Below are 17,112 nucleotides of genomic sequence, written 5' to 3' on the forward strand. Positions count from 1 at the left end.
TATAGGACGTGGAACCGTTCTTCCGGAGTATTGCCGTTTCATGGACAACACCCCTGCGCCGTTTCAGCGTTATTCCCTTGTGGCCAGACTGTTTCACTGGAGCATGGCGGCCATCATCATTCCGCTGTGGCTGCTGGGGTTTTATGTGGGGCGGATCATGCCGCATGCGGCAACGCCCCAGAAGGCATTCTTGCTGTTGATCCATAAGGAAATCGGGCCGTTCATCATCATCCTGACGGTTTTGCGGCTTGTCTGGCGGGCAACACACCGGCCGCCCACGATGTCATCGGATATTCCGGAAGAGGAGCGTCTGGCGGTGCAGGTCGGGCATTTTGCGCTTTACGCGATGATGCTGGTGGTGCCGCTGACGGGATGGGTCCGGAGTTCGGTGCACGGGTTGCCGATCCCTATGATGTGGGTCGTCGATCTGCCGCCATTGGCCCACAAGGCGCCCGTGTTCGTGCCGCTGGTGAATGTGTTGCACCAGTTCTCGTCATGGATTCTGGGGGTGTTGATTGCCGGGCATGGCATTGCGGCTCTGCTGCATCGTTATGGTCGCAGGGATACGGTTATGAACCGGATGCTCTGAGAACCGGCATGTCATGAAAAAGCCTCTGTCCGAGTGCTCGGACAGGGGCTTTTTTTGTGGGGAGACGCTCCGGTTTATTTCGGGGCAGCGGGCTGCTGGGCCGGGAAGGGGGTGGGTTTCAGCACCGGGCGCGGGTGGTCAGCCATATCCTTGCGCAGCCATGTGAGGGCGGCGTCGAGCTGCTGGTCCTGTCCGTTGAAGGTGGCAACCGGCATGTTCTCGACTTCAATGTCCGGAGAGACGCCCTTGTTCTCGACCAGCCATTGTCCGTTCAGGTCGAAATAAGGATTTTCGGCTGTGCGGGCATTGCCGTTGTCGATCAGGCGGTCTCCGTCCGAGAGCCATACGCCCGCGCCTGCGGTTCGCTCGCCCAGCAGCGGGGCGATATGCAGGGACTTGATGCCCTGCGAGAAGGTCTCGCCGTCCGAATAGGTCATTTCATCGGACAGGACGATCAGACGCCCCTGAAAAGACTGCTGCATATCCACCGACGGTGCATTGCCGTAGCGGCCCCAGAACATCCACGGGCGACGCATGAGCTGGGTGAGAACCCAGCTGTCGATATTGCCGCCCGTGTTGCCACGGACGTCCACAATCAGGCCGTCCTTGTCGATATTGGCATAGAACTCGCGGGCAAACGCTTCCATGTCGTCGCCGACCATGGATTGCAGATGCAGATAACCGACGCGGCCGTGGCTGGCGCGATCGACGATATCCGCGCGGCTGACCTCCCAGTCGCGCGCGCGCAGGTCACGCTCCTTCATATAAGAGACGGGCGTCACAATGATCTTGTGGTCTTTCCCGCCGCGCGAGAGCGTCAGGAGAACCTGCTTTCCGGCCTGATCGGCAAGAAGGGAGCCGAGGTCGGGCTGGCCTGCGGTTGGCTGGCCGTTGATTGCGATGATGAGATCGCCGTTCCGGGCGTCCACGCCGGGGGCGGCCAGCGGGGACTGCTGATCGGGGAGGTCGCGGTCGCCCTGATAGATGTGGTCGATCCGGAAGCCCTTGTCCTCATGGGTCAGATGCGCGCCGAGACCGGCAATGAGACTGGACGCGGGCTGGTCGAAGGTCGTGGGCGCGTGGAGTTGCGAGTGCATGGCGCCGATTTCCGCAACCATCTGGCCGAGCAGATCATCGAGATCCGCACGGTCTCCGAGACGGTCCACGAGCGGGGCGAAATGGGCACGCACAGCTTTCCAATCCACGCCGTGCAGGTCACGGTCATAGTAGTGGTCGCGGTGCAGGCGCCAAGCATCCACGAATTCGTCCGACCATTCCTGTCCGGGGTCGATCCGCAGGCGCAGATGGTCGAGGTCGATCTTCTTGCCGTCCAGTTCCTTGGGCTGCTTCTCGCCCGTGGGCGTCAGGAGCAGTTCCGGCGCGTTTTTGCCGCGACGGCTGAGGGTCAGGAGTGTTTTGCCGTCAGGCGTGATGTCGAAGCCCGAGATTTTGGCCGCGTAGATTTCGATCTTGTGGTCGGTATTATCGATATGGATCGACTTCAGATCGCCCGGACCATCGCCTGAGCCGGAATTGTCGATCGTGAACAGATAGTCGTCCGAAACGCCGAGGCCTTCATAGTCTCCGGCCGGAACCGGAGCCTGATAGAGACGTGTGGCGATCCCGGCCCATTCGATGGCGGGAAGGGATTTTTTCTTGTCGCCGTCTTTCTTCTTGTCGTCCTTTTTATCGGTGTCGGGCTTCTTGTCCGTCGGGTCCAGCTCGGTTGCGGGCTGGAACGGGAAACGTTCGCCGGACTGGAGGGCGAGGGCGTAGAGTCCTGTGCGTTTCGGGAAGGCCGGTCCGATATTGCGGTCTCCCCAAGGTGAGCCGTTGGCGAGCGAGAACGTGCGGTCGGACAGGAACCACAGCCATTTGCCATCCGGGGAGAAGCTGGGCGTATAGGATTCGTAGCGCCCGTCCGTCACCCAGTTCGACTGGCCGGTGGCGGGGACGTAAAGGGCGATCTGCCGACGCAGGTTCGTGCCGCGTGTGCGGACATAGGCCAGAACATGTCCATCCGGGGACCACGAGACGGAATCAAAGACGTTGGTGCCGTCCAGCGTGGCGTTATCGACCAGCTTGTCGGCCTTGGTGGACAGGTCCGTCAGCCAGAGGCGGCCCAGAAGGTCGGTATGGGCGGCGTATTTGCCATCCGGGGAAAGAGATAGTGCGACGGGTTCGGTGGAGGACGGCTGGGTGATGGCCTCGCCCTTGCCGCTGCCATCGGCTGCAAAGCGCCACAGGGCGGAATCGCCGCCCGCATCGCTGAAGGCAATGACGGATTTGCCGTCTGGCGTGATCTGCGCGAGACGCAGGCGGACGTTATCGGGGGTGGCGAGAACGACGACGCGGCGGGGCGAGGCCCCGGCGACCACGACATGACCGCGCATGGTGAAGGCGGCGGCATCGCCCTTGGGGGAAATGGTCGAGGACGTCAGGAAGCGCGTCGGCTTTTCCAGCCAGTACGGGCTGCGGGGCAGGTTGTCGGAGGTCAGATCGACTTTGACGGGAGTGGTCTCACCGCTGGCCAGATTGAAATCGAACAGGTCCGCGCCTTTGCGCAGGACGATGTGATCGCCGGAAATGGCGGCTTCGAGAACGCTGTAATCCGTGAAATGGGTGAGCTGTTTCGCGTCCGAACCGTCGGTGGCGAGGCTCCACAGATTGTAGCGGCCGTTCTCGTCGGAAATGACGATCAGGCGGTCGCGCCAGGGCATCGGGCGGATCAGGTTAGCGTCACGCGTGCCGATGCGCTCGGCTTCCTTGCCGTTCTGAAGATCGAAGCGCCAGAGCTGGGACAGGGCGCCGCCGCGATAGGCGCGCATGTGATCGCCGGTCGTGGCGAGGCCGAAGCGGACAGCATAAAGCCAGCGTCCGTCCGGGCTGAGCGCGGCATCATTCGCGCCGGAAAGCGGGAAGACGCGCGTTGCACCGGTTTTCGGATCAATGGCGGAGACGGTCTGGCTGTAATAGGGGCCGGTTGCGGCGGGGCTGGCATAAAGCACCCCGGCATGCGCGTCCCAGCCGATGATTTTCAGACGCGCAACGTTCTCGAATGTCAGACGGCGCGGCGTGCCGCCGTTGCGGGGCATGACATAGATTTCGGTCGGGCCGTCGAAATTGGCGGCGAAGGCGATCTGGGTGCCGTCGGGAGAAATGACGGGATGCGGGTCGATGGCATTCGCACCCTGCGGCACGGTCGTCAGGCGCTGGGCCTGCCCGCCCGCGAGGGGAACGCTCCAGACAGACTGTTCGGCGTTGAACAGGATGGTCTGGCCGGAAATCGAGGGCTCACGCAGATAGCCCGGCTCGGCCTGAGCAACGCCGAGCCCCAGCCCCATCAGGGCGGCGCAGGACAGGAGGGAATGTCTGAGCGAGGGACGTTGGGGCATGGCGATGATCTCGATATGAAACGAATATGATCAAGTCGTTTCATAAAGGTGTCATCGCGTCAAAGGCCCCCGGATGACATCCTGTTAAGATATAACATTTCTCTTAACCTACGGCGGCCTTGAGGCCCTGCCCGGCTGCGAGGGGGCACAGCGGCAGGCAGGCGAAAAGGCATGCTCCCAGCAGATCGAGGCTGGCGGCGGGGGAGGTGGCGAGTTGTCCGGCATAGGACGAGGCCGCGCCAAAAATCAGAACGGGTGTTGCCAGTGGCAGAACGAGCAGCGGGAGCAGAACGCCGCCACGCCGAGCGCCAAGCACGATCGAGGCTGCCATGCCGCCCAGAAGTGAGAGAGACATCGTACCCATCGCGAGACCGGCCAGCAGAAGCGGTAGTTCGGAACCTTTGACGCCGAGCATGATGCCGAGCGGGATGCTTGCAATCAGCAAAGGTAGGCCCGTCGTCAGCCAGTGCGCGGCCATTTTGGCGAAGGCCACGGCGGCGGGAGCCGGACCGGTCAGCATCAGCAGATCGAGAGAGCCGTCTTCGAGTTCGGCTCCGAACAGGCGGTCCAGCGGCAGGAGACAGGCCAGAAGCGCGCAGACCCAGATGATACCCGGCCCCATATGTCGCAGAAGGTCGGGCGAGGGGCCGAGGGCGAGCGGGAACAGGCTGCCACATAATATAAAGAAGAGCAGCGAGGCCAGCGTGTCGGCGCCGAAGCGGAACGCCAGACGGAGGTCACGGTCGATCAGGGCGAGAAAAGCGGTCATGACAGCCAGAAGGAGTCCACATGCGCGAGCGAGGGCAGTTCGTGCGAGCGGGTGTTGTCGAGGGGAAGGGGCACATGCGTCGTGACGATCATCGCACCGCCTCTGGCGCGATGGGCGGCCATGACGGCGCCGAGGCGTTCAATGCTGGCGACATCCAGCCCGACCGTTGGCTCATCGAGCAGCCAGAGCGGGGCGCCGGACAGCATGACGCGGGCGAAAGCAGCGCGGCGCTTCTGCCCGGAGGACAGCAGGCGCGCGGGAAGATCGGTCAGATGGGTAAGATCAAGGGCGTCAAGCGCGTCGGGCAGGCTGGTTGTCCCGAGTTTTTCGGCCAGAGCAAGGTTCTGCGCTAGCGTCAGGCCCGGCTTGAGGGCATCCTGATGGCCAAGCCACGCGAGGGCGCCATAACGCACGACGTCGCCTGAATCGGGACGGCGCAGGCCGGAGATCGTACGCAGAAGAGTGGATTTTCCGGCCCCGTTCGGCCCCGTAAGGATCATGGCGTCCCCGGCGTCCAGCGTCAGGGAGACGCCGTCTAGCACCAGCCGGTCCCCACGGAATACCGTGACGTCCTCGACATCGAGTAGGCGTCCGGGCGTAGGAGGTGGCGGAAAATCAGACGGGGTGGTCATTGAAAGGTCTCATGCGCGGGGTTCGGTTTTGTCCCGGTGTGTGTCTTTCTGTTTTAGAGACCCTGTGGGCGTCCTTCGCAAGGGCTGGCGTGGTGTCAGTGCGTGGGGAGGGCGGAATGTGATGATCGTATGAATTGTGCCGCGCGCTGCATTAAGGTCTCGATACCCGTGCTCAGGTCCGTTATGAGGGCTGCACGGTCGTGTGATCGTGCGTCTTTTTTCAAGGGTTTCCGGAACTGGCTGATCTGGTGCTGCAGGCGAGTGGTATCGCCAAATCTTTTGGTGGGAACGAGGTTCTGAAGGGCCTGTCGCTCGATGTGGAGCGCGGCGAACTGATCTCGATGATCGGGCCTTCGGGATGTGGCAAGTCCACGTTCCTGCGCTGCCTCAACTTTCTGGAGCATCCGGATGCAGGCTCTGTCCGCATCGAGGATGTGACGGTTGCATGCACGGGCAGGCACTGGAGCCGCGTCAACGAGGCCGAGGCCCATAAGCTGCGCGCGCATGTCGGCATGGTGTTTCAGGCCTTCAACCTGTTTCCCCATCGCACGGTGCTCGACAACGTCATGATGGCGCCGATCCAGGTCAAGAAGATGTCCCGGGATGAGGCGCAGTCCATTGCCTGCGAACTGCTGGAAAAGGTCGGCCTTGCCGCGACCAAGGACCGCTATCCGGACAGTCTTTCGGGCGGGCAGAAACAGCGCGCGGCCATTGCGCGCGCGCTCGCGATGAAGCCCTCCGTGATGCTGTATGACGAGCCGACTTCCGCGCTCGACCCCGAACTTTCAGAGGAAGTCCTGTCCGTGATGCGGGCGCTGGATGATGATGGCATGACGCAGCTTGTGGTGACGCATGACATGCGTTTTGCGCGTGCGGCTTCGGATCGTGTTCTGTTTGTCGAAGGCGGGGAAATCGTTGAGAGCGGTGATCCGGATCTGATGTTTGCCAACCCCAGAGAGGGACGCACACGCCAGTTCCTGCGGACGCTGCTGTGATGAAGAAAATTCTTGCGCTTGTGCTGGCTCTTGCGGTCAGCCCCGTTTCTGTCGCGCTGGCCGACGCGCCTGCTGCCGCGTCGCAGGATCTGCTCTGGGCGTCGGACGGTGAGGCGAATGTGCCTTACGTTTTCCACGATCCGGCCCATGAACCCCGAATGACCGGCTTTGAATATGAACTGGCCGATGCGATTGCCGAGCGTCTGCACCGCAAGGCGAAGTTTGTTCAGAACGACTGGGACGGTCTGATCCCCGGTCTGTCTCGCGGGTTGTACGGCATGGTGCTGGACGGCATCGAAATGACGCCCGAGCACAAGGCGGCCGTTCTGTTTTCGCGTCCGTATTATGTGACGAGCGAACGGATTATCGTTCGGCATGACCAGACCGGGCTGGACACGATGGAGGCCCTCAAGGGCCATACGGTCGGGACGATCAAGGACACGACGGCAGAGCGGATGTTGCGCCGGCAGGGTGGCTCAAACGTCCGGTCCTATGAAGAAGAGACGAATGCGTTCTCGGATCTGCGGAACGGGCGCCTGGATGCGATCCTGCTCGATGCGCCGATCGCGCTTTATTACGGCAGCATCTCGCCGGACATGAAGCTGGTGGGCGAGCCGATCGGCAGCATGGAATACGGGATTGCGTTCTCGCCCGAAAACCGGGAGTTGCGCGACCAGGTGGATGCGGCGCTGGGCGAGATCATCAAAGACGGGACGCTGCATCGCATTCTGGCGCGCTGGAACCTGTGGACGCCGCTGATGGCGAACTACACGGGCGACAACAGCCAGCCTGATATCGCACCGACGGAGTGGAACCGTTATCAGGAAGCCATGGCGAACACGACCGGCAGTGGTTGGCGCGTTCTGATGCGGCGTTATATCAGTTTCCTGCCGCTGATTGGGCAGGCGGCGCTGATGACGCTCGCGGTTTCGGCGCTGGCCATGGTTCTGGCCGTGGCACTTGGCCTTCTGCTCGCGCTGGCGCGGCATTATGGCGCGGCTCCGCTGCGGTTTGTTGCGGGCATTTATGTCGAGGTCGTGCGCGGGACGCCGCTTCTGATTCAGGTGCTGTTCATTTTCTATGGGTTGCCTGCCTTCGGGATCCGGCTGTCGCCTTTCGTGGCCGGTGTGATTTCGCTGGGTCTGAACTATGCGGCCTACGAAGCGGAAAACTATCGCGCCGGGCTTCTGTCCGTCCCGCGCGGGCAGATGGAAGCGGCGATTGCGCTGAACATGACGCACTGGCAGGCGTTGCGGCTCGTGATCGTGCCACAGGCGTTCCGGACGGTTGTGCCGGTCATGACCAATGACTTCATTTCGCTGCTCAAGGACAGTTCACTTGTCTCCGTCATTACGTTGACGGAGCTGAGCCAAACTTATGTCCGGCTGTCCTCGACCTATTACGATTATTTCGGAACGGGGATCATGGTCGGCATGGCGTATCTGCTGCTCGGACTGCCGTTCGTGCGGCTGGCGCGCATGGCGGAGCGGCGGCTGGGACGTGGGTTTTCGGGAGCCGGGCACCACTAAAATTGGATGCCCGAACTCTGTTCAGGACGGCTGGGGCGCGGATGGATCGTTGATGAGGGGCGGCACAAGCGTTGCCGTATTCAGTGTTCCGTCAAAGCCCTGACGCAGAACCCGTGACCAGCCGATCATCCACCGGTCCAGCGCGTCAATGAACTGGGAAGCCTCCGGGTTTTTGTGAACTGAGGCTTTGTTCCAGTATTGCGGCGGTGCCAGAAGCTGGCGCGATCCGCGTTCAATGGGCGCAACGAGTGTTTCGACCGTTTCGATGTGAGCGGTGCCTTTGCCTGCCGCTGCGGCATAATACCAGCCGACATTGATCATCAGACTCGGAACCGGAAAGCCGAGTGTGTGCATTCGGTTAAACGCGGCTGTGATGAATGGGTCACTGCTGACGCTCTGGTTTTCGAGGACGGCGTTGCTGGTGTAGCTGCATTCCTGTGAGACGCCGGGTTTGTCTGAAATATGCGCGGCGTAGTCACGGTCGTCATGGCAGGGGGTTTCGAGCTGTTCGGCCAGATCGGCCGGGACGGGCTGCTGTGTGGCGCGCACGACGATGACGCCCGAGACGACACCGCGATCGGTCCGGGCCAGAACCTGCTGGGAGAGTTCGCCATGTGCGCCGCTTCGGGCGGTCAGGATCGGATGCCAGTCTCCGGCCGGAAGCGGGAGGATGCGTCCGGCGATGGTGATGCTGCCGTGTTCGGTGATGCCCGGATCGGGAACGCCGATCTGGTCACCAAGGCCGGGCGCACCATTGGACTGTGCCCCCTGCGCGTCCGGCTGTGATGCGCCGGAAGCGGCGTTATCGGGTGCCGCGCCCGGCAGATGTCCCGGAAGCCACGGCATGGCCTTCTTGATCGCCGGGGTAGGGTAAAAGGCCGCCATGCCAAGCGCGCCGACCGTTACGATCACGCTGGTGCGCCACAGCGGCGCACGCCGCCAGAGCCGTCCGAATGCCGTCATGGATCAGTGACTCACCCGACCAAGCTGGACTTCGGTATCACTGGCGATTTCCGTAATGACGGTGCCGTCGTCCTGCGTGACGAGGCGGACACGCTTGGCGCCCTGCTGACGCGCGACGATCAGGCTTTCACTGACCATGTCCTCGATAGAGCGGACAAGATCGCGTGCGCTGGCACCGGTGCCGAGGTTCTTCTGTTTCATCATGACCTGAAACAGGACGCCCGCGTCGATCCCGCCGGTTTCCACATGCAGACCGTAGCCTTCGATCATGGCTTCGATTTCCAGTGCTGCGACGCGGGCGAGATCCAGACCACGCAGGGCACGGAAAATGAAAATCCGGTCCAGACGGTTGAGAACTTCGGGGGCGAAGCCGGATTTGCGCAGGGCCTCGACCGATTCGGCACGCATCTTCTCCGGCTCGTTGGCGAGGCGATCAGAGATTTCCGTCAGGGCTTCGGTGGCGATGTTGGACGTCAGCATGAAGATCGCGCGCGTGGTCGAGACCTGCTCGCCGGTGGAGGCCTCCGTGACGTGGCCATCATTCCATGCGGTCAGGAACTTCTTGAAGACGTCCGGATGGGCCTTCTCGATTTCGTCGAGCAGGACCACGGCGTCCGGATGGTCCTTGAGGCCGCCTGTGAGTTTGCCGAACGTGTCGGAGCCGACATAGCCCTTGGGCGAGCCGAAAAGCTGCGTTGCGGCATGGGCGCTGGACATCTGCGTCATGTCGAAATGCAGCAGGGGGCGTTCCATTTGCTTGGCCATCTGCTTGGCGAGATAGGTTTTGCCGGTACCAGGAGGGCCTGCGAGCAGGAAAATCCCCACGGGCTTGCCACGGACCTGAAGGGCCAGACGGCGCCGCATCTGCTGGGCGATATCTTCGCAGACCTGATCTTGTCCGATGACGCGGGCGCGAAGGGATGCGGCCAGTTCGTCGGCGTCGAGAACGGTTTCGCGCTGTTCGCGGGCCATGAGTTCTTCAAGGGCTCCGCGGTTCGTCAGACGGCTGAGAACATCCATGATGAGACCTTTCCTGCGGCGCAGTCCGCGACGCGCCAGTTTTTCGGCTGATGTTTCATACGCCAGCCCCGTGACTGCCAGAAGGGCGCTGATGCCTGCCAGCGGAAGATAGAAACGCCGCCCCCATTCGATGGCGGCCCACAGTCCGTTCAGCGACAGGTGTAGCATGACCGCGACCTGAATCACCGCCAGAATAAGGAAGGCGGCCATCATCAGCGGCATGGCCCGGTTGAGCATGGGCACGAGAGACTTGAACACCGGGCAGTTCCTTACTGGACGATCACATTGAGCAGGACGCGCTGGTCCAGCGTCGTCAGGGCAGGCAGGGCTTCGGGGCCAAGGGCTGTAAGGGCACCAACGATCAGGGCAGGCGCATGCGGGATACTGACCGGGGCGATGAGGATCTGTCCGGCTTCGACAATGGGGATGATGAGATGCTGGAACCTGCCGTTCAGGATCACGCGCTGTGTCAGGCCTGAGACCGTGACGTCAATGGTCTGACCGACGGCACCTGAAGCATCCAGAACCGGCATTTCCACGAGACGCATCTTGCCATCTTTTACGGCTGCCAGGATGCGGGCGCGGTCGGCCGGACTGAATCCACTCTTGGCAAGGGCGGCAGGGGCCTTTGCGGGAGGCAGCATTGAGAGCTGAACTGCGGCGGTCTGGGCGGTGGGGACGGCCGGGACGTTCTGGGACGGTGGGGCCACGGCGGCAGCAATGGGTGTGGCCGTATTATGCGTGTAGAAAAAAGCGCCGGCTCCGACTGTCAGGGCCGCGATCAGGCCACCTCCGCCCCACAGAGCCCGGCTCCGGGAAGCGGGATCGGCGGGCAGAGGCTGCGGGCGCGGTTCTGGACGGGGATCGGGCTGCACGGTCATTTCGAAACTATCTCACTCCTGACAGCGTCCGAAGACAAGGGCTTTCGAGGCATCGGAATGTAAACAAATCTTTCGACTCGCCGAATGGACAAGCTGTTCAGGAATAAAGGGATTTGCGTTCCTCTTGCGTCTTGAGGGGAGGTGACTTACATAAGGCACATTCCATTCATCTTCCGCTCATTTGGGGGGTGGCCCTGACGGGCCGCCTTTTTTGTCTTGTCTCAGCAGCACGCCTCTTCCGACATCGAACTGCCTCACCTTACGGGGCTGGAAGCCCGTATCGCGGAACGGATCGCGCCGACGCTGGCCGATCTGGGCTACGAACTCGTGCGTCTTTCGGTGCTGGGGCGTGATACTCCGACGATCCAGATCATGGCGGACCGTGCGAACGGCTCCCTGATTTCGGTGGAAGACTGTGAGCAGATCAGTCACGCCGTCGGCGCCATTCTGGACGTTGATGATCCGATCCCCGGCGCATGGATGCTGGAAGTGTCGTCCTCCGGGATCGACCGTCCGCTGACGCGCGCCAAGGACTGGGAACGATTCGCAGGGCATCTGGCGAAGGCGGAACTGGACGTGCCGCTCAATGGCCGTCGCCGGTTCTCGGGGACTGTTATGGGTGCCCGGGACGGTAACGCCCTCATCCGTCTGGATGACGGAACCGAGGCGGTTCTGCCGCTGACGGATATCCGCAAGGCCCGTCTGGTCCTGACCGATGCGCTGATCGAGGCGAGCGCTGCTCTTGCAGGGCTCAATCCTGAAGGGGAAGATGGCGGCGAAGCGCGCCAGGCGCCCAAACTGAATCCGAAAAAGCCGGGAAAGAAGTGATGACCCGTCTCATGCTGGCTGGAGGTCCGATCTGATGGACACGTCTGTTACACGTCCCGAACTGCTGCTGGTTGCTGATGCAGTTTCCCGCGAGAAGAATATCGACCGCGAGGAAGTGCTCGAAGCGATGGAGCAGGCCATCCAGAAGGCTGGCCGTGCAAAGTACGGGCATGAAAAGGACATCCGCGCGACGATTGATCGCAAGAGCGGTGAGGTCCGTCTGAGCCGTTGGACCGAGGCGGTCGAGCAGGTCGAGAACGAAGACACGCAGATCCCGCTGCATATCGCCCGGAAGTTCCAGCCGGAAATCAAGGCTGGCGAGCATCTGGTCGATCCGCTACCGCCGATCGATTTCGGGCGCATTGCCGCACAGACGGCCAAGCAGGTCATCGTACAGCGCGTGCGCGAATATGAGCGCAAGCGCCAGTATAATGAGTTCAAGGACCGCGTAGGCGAGATCGTCAACGGGACCGTCAAGCGGACCGAGTACGGCAATCTCATGGTGGAAATCGGTCATACCGAAGCCCTGCTTCGTCGTGACGAGTTGATCCCCCGCGAATCTTTCCGCAACTCTGATCGCATCCGCGCCTATATCTATGACGTGCGTGACGAGCCGCGTGGCCCGCAGATTTTCCTGTCCCGTACGCATCCGGCCTTCCTTGCCAAACTGTTTGCGCAGGAAGTTCCGGAAATCTATGACGGGATCATCGAGATCAAGGCCGTGTCCCGTGACCCGGGATCGCGCGCCAAGATGGCCGTGATTTCGCGTGATGCCGCGATTGATCCGGTCGGTGCCTGCGTTGGTATGCGTGGCTCCCGCGTTCAGGCTGTCGTGGCCGAACTGCAGGGCGAAAAGATCGACATCATTCCCTGGAGCCCGCAGGCTGCGACGTTTGTCGTCAATGCGCTGGCGCCTGCTGAAGTCAGCAAGGTGGTGATGGATGAGGAAGCTGGCCGTGTTGAAGTCGTGGTGCCGGATGAGCAGCTTTCGCTGGCCATCGGTCGCCGTGGACAGAACGTGCGTCTGGCCAGCCAGCTGACCCGCTGGGACATCGACATTCTGACGGAGGCCGAGGAATCGGAGCGTCGTCAGGAAGAGTTCCGCAAGCGCTCCTCGCAGTTCGTCGAGGCGCTGGACGTCGACGACGTGATTGCAGGTCTGCTGGTGACGGAAGGCTTCCACTCCATCGAGGAACTGGCCTACACGGATCCGGGTGAGCTGAACGATATCGAAGGCTTTGACGAGAGCGTGGCTGAAGAGCTCATGCATCGCGCCAATGATTATCTGGCCAGCAAGGAGCAGGCTCTGGACGATCAGCGCAAGGCGCTGGGCGTTACGGATGACGTGGCCGAACTGGGCACCTTTACGAACCAGATGCTGGTGACGCTGGGTGAGAAGGGCGTGAAGACGCTCGACGATCTGGCGGATCTCGCAGGTGACGAACTGGTGGAGATCCTCGGTGACGAGGCTATCGACGAGGATGCCGCCAATGAGATCATCATGGCAGCCCGTGCACACTGGTTCGATGGCGAAGAAGCCGAATCGGTAAAAACGGAAAACGATGACGGGGAGTCGACCGACGTCTGATCTTTCTGATACTGATAATGGTCCCGTTCGTGGTGCTTTAGGGCGTCGCGGCTCGGAGCGGCGATGCCTCGTAACGCGAGAGCAGAAGCCGCCCGAAAGCATGATCCGCTTCGTGGTCAGCCCCGATAACCGGGTTGTCCCTGACCTCGCCGGAAAACTTCCGGGCCGGGGAATGTGGTTGAGTGCCAGCCGGGATGTGTTAGATAGCGCCCGAACACGACAGGCTTTCGCCAGAGCGGCAAAGGCTCAGGTGTCCGTACCGGAAAACCTTGCCGATCTTGTTGGCGGGGCTCTGGTACAGCGGATGCTGGATGCAGTCAGTCTGGCCCGGAGAGCCGGTCAGACGGTCTGCGGGTTTCAGAAATGCCGGGAGTGGCTTACTTCCGGCAGGGTAGGGGTGGTGATCCGTTCGGAAAGTGCAAGTCCGGACGAATTTTCCAGACTGGTGTCGGGCCGGCGTTCTCTGCCGGTTGTGACAGTTCCCGATCGGGTCCTGGAATCGGCGTTCAGCCGGGACCGGGCGGTCTATGCGGTGATGGCGCCCGGTGCGCTGGCACAGCGCCTGATCGCCGAACATGAGAGATTTTCGGGAGTGGCAGGACGTCCGCTCCCAGACCCTGAAGGGGTCAGTAAGGAACAGGCGGAACTATGAGCGACGGCAACGAGCGCAACCAGGACGGAAACAACACCCCATCACAGGGCGGCGAACAGACCAGAAGCAGCCGCCTGTCGCTTCGCCCCGCTGGACGGCCGGAGGTCGGGCGTACTGTGGATGCTGGCTCCGTGCGTCAGAGCTTCAGTCATGGCCGCTCCAAGGTCGTGCAGGTTGAAGTGCGTAAACCCAAGCGCAATGCTACTGGTCCAGGTGCCGGTGCAGCGGCCCGTGGTGGTCGGCCGGGTGGTCGTGCCCTGACGGCAGCCGAACTGGCCGCCCGCCAGCGTGCTCTGGAAGGGCAGCGTCAGGCTGCGGCTGAAGAAGCGGCACGGCGTGAAGAAGAAAAGATCCAGATCATGTCTGCCGCCGAGGCTGCGCGTCGCGCCGCTGAGGAAGAGCGTCTGATCGCCGAGCAGAAAGCGGCGGAAATCGCTGCTCTGAAGGAAAGCGAACAGCAGGCCGCACGGGAACAGGCTGCTGCCGAAGCTGCTGCACGTGCAGCGGAACAGGCTGCTGCTGAAGCTGCCGCCCGTGAAGCCGAGGAAGCCGAGCGTTCGGCTCCGCTGGACCCTCGTACGCATTCGACCGGCGGTGTGCAGCTTGCTGCCCCGGTTCAGCGTCTGCGTCCTCTGGCCGAACGGGCCATCATGCCGCCGCGTCCGGTTCAGCCGTCGCGTCCTGCACCCTCTGCTGCGCCTGCCGCGCGCAATAACGAAACACTTCATCTGCGTTCCGGCGCAGCCGCTGCTGGTGGTGACGACGAGCGTCGTCCTGCACCCCGTCGTACGGGTCCGGGGGCGCCTGCTGCACCGGCACGTCGTCCGTCGGCACCGTCCCGCAAGGCTGGTGGTAGCGACCGTCGCTCCGGGCGTATCGACGTTCGTGCTGCGATCGAAGGTGATGACGACAAGACGCGTTCGCTGGCTTCGGTCCGCCGTCAGCGCGATCGCGAGCGTCGTCAGGCCGAACTGGAGCGTCTGCGTTCCGATCAGGTCCGCGTCGTGCGTGATGTCATCGTGCCGGAAACCATCACGGTGGCCGAACTGGCCAACCGTATGGCGTCCCGTCAGGGTGAAGTCATCAAGGCACTCATGAAAATGGGCGTCATGGCGACAGCTGCGCAGAGCATCGACGGCGACACGGCCGAGCTGGTGGTCGAGGAATTCGGCCATCGCATCAAGCGTGTCTCCGAGAGCGACGTCGAAATCGGCATCGAAGGCGTGGAAGACAGCGCCGACGAGCTGCTGCCGCGCGCTCCGGTCGTGACGGTCATGGGTCATGTCGATCACGGCAAGACCTCCCTGCTCGACGCGCTGCGCACCACGGATGTGGCGGCGAGCGAGGCCGGTGGCATCACGCAGCATATCGGCGCGTATCAGATCACGGCTCCGTCGGGGAAGAAAATCACCTTCATCGACACGCCGGGTCATGAGGCCTTCACCTCCATGCGTGCCCGTGGCGCGTCCGTCACCGATATCGTGGTGCTGGTCGTGGCAGCCGATGACGGTGTGATGCCGCAGACGATCGAAGCCATCAAGCATGCCAAGGCGGCTAATGCTCCGATCATCGTGGCGATCAACAAGATCGACAAGCCGGGTGCCAATCCGAACCGCGTCCGTCAGGAACTGCTGAGTCACGAGATCGTGGTCGAGGAAATGGGCGGCGACACCCAGGACGTCGAGGTTTCGGCCCTCAAGCGGACCGGATTGGACAAGCTGGAAGAGTGCATTCTGCTTCAGTCCGAGATGCTGGATCTGCGCGCCAATCCGGACCGCGTTGCCGAAGGTGTGGTGATCGAAAGCCGTCTGGATCGTGGACGTGGCCCTGTGGCTTCCGTTCTCGTCCAGAAGGGCACGCTGCGTCGGGGCGACATTCTGGTGGCTGGCTCTGAATGGGGTCGTGTCCGTGCGGTGCTTGATGACCGTGGTCGTCAGCTCAAGGATGCTGGTCCGTCCATGCCGGTCGAGGTTCTTGGCTTGACGGGTGTGCCAGGTGCGGGTGAGCCGTTCGTTGTTGTCGAAAACGATGCCCGGGCCCGTGAGATCAGCGAGTTCCGTCAGCGGAAAATCAAGGACAAGGAAGCAGCTTCGCAGGTTGCAGCCCGCGGTACCCTTGATCAGATGCTGGCTCGGATTCAGGCGGGTGTGCAGAAGGAGGTTGCTCTCCTCGTCAAGGCAGACGTTCAGGGTTCTGCGGAAGCGATTTCCGCGACGGTGCAGAAGCTGGCCCATGAGGAAGTTGCAGTTCGCGTTCTGAACGCCAGTGTCGGTCAGATCACGGAAAGCGACATCCAGCTTGCCAAGGCTTCGGACGCCATCATCGTGGCGTTCAATGTCCGTGCCACTACGCAGGCCCGTGAACTGGCCCAGCGTGAAGGTGTGGATATCCGTTACTACTCGATCATCTATCAGGTGGCGGACGATGTGGAGCAGCTGGTCAAGGGCAAGGTTGCACCCAAGCATCGCGAGAAGTTCCTGGGCTACGCCGAGATCCGTCAGGTCTTCAACATCACCAAGACCGGCAAGGTCGCGGGTTGCTACGTCACGGAAGGCCTCGTCAAGCGCGGCTGTGGCGTGCGTCTGCTGCGTGACAATGTGGTCATTCATGAAGGCGAGCTGAGCCAGCTCAAGCGCTTCAAGGATGATGTTAAGGAAGTGGCGCGCGGTTACGAGTGTGGTCTGTCGTTTGCGGGCTACAATGACCTGCGCGAAGGCGACGTCGTCGAGTGCTACGAAATGGAAGTGATCCCGGCTTGAGTTCGCGTTCGAAACATGACCTGAAGGGCCCGGCAGGTGTTGTTGCCCAAGGGCCCAGCACCCGGCAGCTCCGGGTGGCCGAAGAGGTCCGCCGTGTTCTGGCGGAGCTGTTCGCCCGGACGGAGTTCCGCGATCCGGAACTTCTGGATGTGCGCATCACGGTCACGGAAGTCCGCATCTCCCCGGATTTCAGACACGCCACGGCTTTCGTGACGCGTCTGGGGCGGAGCGATGTGGAGGTTCTGCTGCCTGCCCTGAAGCGGGTGGCACCGTTCCTGAGAACGGGGCTGTCCAAGGCCCTCAATCTCCGGACGGTTCCGGAAATCCACTTCCAGCCTGACACGGCGCTGGATAACGCCATGGAACTCGACGAGATCATGCGATCTCCGGAAGTCCGGCGGGATCTGGAAAAAGATCCGGAATAATTTTTAAAAACGCTCCTCCCGTCCGGTGAGGGGCGTTTTTTGCATTCTGCCCCCTTGCTGGTTTATCAGCGGCCTTCACAAGCAAGG

At 62.1% G+C, this 17,112-nt stretch carries 14 protein-coding genes; 8 read left to right on the plus strand and 6 right to left on the minus strand.

Features of this window, described 5'->3' with window-relative positions:
* The first annotated feature begins 40 nt into the window (after window positions 1-40).
* Window positions 41-589: a cytochrome b gene (locus JK208_RS00595; protein ID WP_211573964.1), complete on the plus strand. Its 549-nt coding sequence runs from the start codon at window positions 41-43 to the stop codon at window positions 587-589.
* 74 nt (window positions 590-663) lie between these two features.
* Here the strand turns inward: JK208_RS00595 and JK208_RS00600 are convergent, their stop codons facing one another.
* From JK208_RS00600 to ccmA, 3 genes are all read right to left on the minus strand, one after another.
* Window positions 664-3,984: a S41 family peptidase gene (locus JK208_RS00600; protein ID WP_249201857.1), complete on the minus strand. Its 3,321-nt coding sequence runs from the start codon at window positions 3,982-3,984 to the stop codon at window positions 664-666.
* Window positions 3,985-4,087: 103 nt separating this feature from the next.
* Window positions 4,088-4,753 carry a heme exporter protein CcmB gene (gene ccmB, locus JK208_RS00605; protein ID WP_062030368.1) on the minus strand — a complete coding sequence of 222 codons (666 nt, stop codon included), beginning with the start codon at window positions 4,751-4,753 and terminating at the stop codon, window positions 4,088-4,090.
* The gene (gene ccmA, locus JK208_RS00610) at window positions 4,750-5,385 is read right to left on the minus strand and encodes a heme ABC exporter ATP-binding protein CcmA (protein ID WP_211573965.1); all 636 of its coding nucleotides are present in this window, start codon (window positions 5,383-5,385) and stop codon (window positions 4,750-4,752) included. The genes ccmB and ccmA overlap by 4 nt, the downstream gene beginning before the upstream one ends.
* Window positions 5,386-5,633: 248 nt before the next feature.
* Here ccmA and JK208_RS00615 point away from each other — a divergent pair, with 248 nt between their 5' ends.
* Together JK208_RS00615 and JK208_RS00620 are read left to right on the plus strand one after the other, a co-directional pair.
* Window positions 5,634-6,380, plus strand: coding sequence for an amino acid ABC transporter ATP-binding protein (locus JK208_RS00615; RefSeq protein WP_211573966.1), 747 nt, complete (start codon window positions 5,634-5,636; stop codon window positions 6,378-6,380).
* Window positions 6,380-7,909 (plus strand): ABC transporter substrate-binding protein/permease, encoded by a 1,530-nt coding sequence (locus tag JK208_RS00620; RefSeq protein ID WP_211573967.1) that lies wholly within the window; start codon window positions 6,380-6,382, stop codon window positions 7,907-7,909. Before JK208_RS00615 ends, JK208_RS00620 begins: the two co-directional genes overlap by 1 nt.
* 21 nt (window positions 7,910-7,930) lie before the next feature.
* Here the strand turns inward: JK208_RS00620 and JK208_RS00625 are convergent, their stop codons facing one another.
* From JK208_RS00625 to JK208_RS00635, 3 genes are read right to left on the minus strand one after another with little or no spacing between them, the layout of a single operon-like run.
* Complete coding sequence (locus tag JK208_RS00625; RefSeq protein ID WP_211573968.1) at window positions 7,931-8,872, minus strand: hypothetical protein; 942 nt, start codon at window positions 8,870-8,872, stop codon at window positions 7,931-7,933.
* Between the two features lie 3 nt (window positions 8,873-8,875).
* The gene (locus tag JK208_RS00630; protein WP_194266812.1) at window positions 8,876-10,129 is read right to left on the minus strand and encodes an AAA family ATPase; all 1,254 of its coding nucleotides are present in this window, start codon (window positions 10,127-10,129) and stop codon (window positions 8,876-8,878) included.
* Window positions 10,130-10,161: 32 nt separating this feature from the next.
* Entirely contained in the window at window positions 10,162-10,773 is a 612-nt protein-coding gene (locus tag JK208_RS00635; protein WP_211573969.1) for a hypothetical protein, read from the minus strand.
* A gap of 216 nt (window positions 10,774-10,989) precedes the next feature.
* Here JK208_RS00635 and rimP point away from each other — a divergent pair, with 216 nt between their 5' ends.
* Genes rimP through rbfA form a run of 5 tightly spaced genes read left to right on the plus strand, consistent with a single transcriptional unit; the run spans window position 10,990 to window position 17,025 of the window.
* On the plus strand, window positions 10,990-11,601 hold the full coding sequence (gene rimP, locus JK208_RS00640) for a ribosome maturation factor RimP (protein WP_099286150.1): 612 nt from the start codon (window positions 10,990-10,992) through the stop codon (window positions 11,599-11,601).
* Between the two features lie 34 nt (window positions 11,602-11,635).
* The gene (gene nusA, locus JK208_RS00645) at window positions 11,636-13,189 is read left to right on the plus strand and encodes a transcription termination factor NusA (RefSeq protein ID WP_211573970.1); all 1,554 of its coding nucleotides are present in this window, start codon (window positions 11,636-11,638) and stop codon (window positions 13,187-13,189) included.
* Window positions 13,164-13,841, plus strand: a complete 678-nt coding sequence (locus JK208_RS00650; protein ID WP_194261828.1) for an RNA-binding protein — start codon at window positions 13,164-13,166, stop codon at window positions 13,839-13,841. The genes nusA and JK208_RS00650 overlap by 26 nt, the downstream gene beginning before the upstream one ends.
* The gene (infB, locus tag JK208_RS00655; protein WP_211573971.1) at window positions 13,838-16,600 is read left to right on the plus strand and encodes a translation initiation factor IF-2; all 2,763 of its coding nucleotides are present in this window, start codon (window positions 13,838-13,840) and stop codon (window positions 16,598-16,600) included. Before JK208_RS00650 ends, infB begins: the two co-directional genes overlap by 4 nt.
* Window positions 16,597-17,025 carry a 30S ribosome-binding factor RbfA gene (gene rbfA / locus JK208_RS00660; RefSeq protein ID WP_194266728.1) on the plus strand — a complete coding sequence of 143 codons (429 nt, stop codon included), beginning with the start codon at window positions 16,597-16,599 and terminating at the stop codon, window positions 17,023-17,025. Before infB ends, rbfA begins: the two co-directional genes overlap by 4 nt.
* Window positions 17,026-17,112: the final 87 nt, after the last annotated feature.

The sequence above is a fragment of the Gluconobacter sp. Dm-74 genome (assembly GCF_018256135.1).
Taxonomy (GTDB): Bacteria; Pseudomonadota; Alphaproteobacteria; order Acetobacterales; family Acetobacteraceae; genus Gluconobacter; species Gluconobacter cadivus.

Excerpts from the sequence above, each read along its gene's own strand:
- JK208_RS00595 (WP_211573964.1), top strand. The coding sequence starts at position 41 with ATGGACAACACCCCTGCGCCGTTTCAGCGTTATTCCCTTGTGGCCAGA.
- JK208_RS00600 (WP_249201857.1), bottom strand. The coding sequence starts at position 3,984 with ATGCCCCAACGTCCCTCGCTCAGACATTCCCTCCTGTCCTGCGCCGCC.
- ccmB (WP_062030368.1), bottom strand. The coding sequence starts at position 4,753 with ATGACCGCTTTTCTCGCCCTGATCGACCGTGACCTCCGTCTGGCGTTC.
- ccmA (WP_211573965.1), bottom strand. The coding sequence starts at position 5,385 with ATGACCACCCCGTCTGATTTTCCGCCACCTCCTACGCCCGGACGCCTA.
- JK208_RS00620 (WP_211573967.1), top strand. The coding sequence starts at position 6,380 with ATGAAGAAAATTCTTGCGCTTGTGCTGGCTCTTGCGGTCAGCCCCGTT.
- JK208_RS00625 (WP_211573968.1), bottom strand. The coding sequence starts at position 8,872 with ATGACGGCATTCGGACGGCTCTGGCGGCGTGCGCCGCTGTGGCGCACC.
- JK208_RS00630 (WP_194266812.1), bottom strand. The coding sequence starts at position 10,129 with ATGCTCAACCGGGCCATGCCGCTGATGATGGCCGCCTTCCTTATTCTG.
- JK208_RS00635 (WP_211573969.1), bottom strand. The coding sequence starts at position 10,773 with ATGACCGTGCAGCCCGATCCCCGTCCAGAACCGCGCCCGCAGCCTCTG.
- nusA (WP_211573970.1), top strand. The coding sequence starts at position 11,636 with ATGGACACGTCTGTTACACGTCCCGAACTGCTGCTGGTTGCTGATGCA.
- JK208_RS00650 (WP_194261828.1), top strand. The coding sequence starts at position 13,164 with ATGACGGGGAGTCGACCGACGTCTGATCTTTCTGATACTGATAATGGT.
- infB (WP_211573971.1), top strand. The coding sequence starts at position 13,838 with ATGAGCGACGGCAACGAGCGCAACCAGGACGGAAACAACACCCCATCA.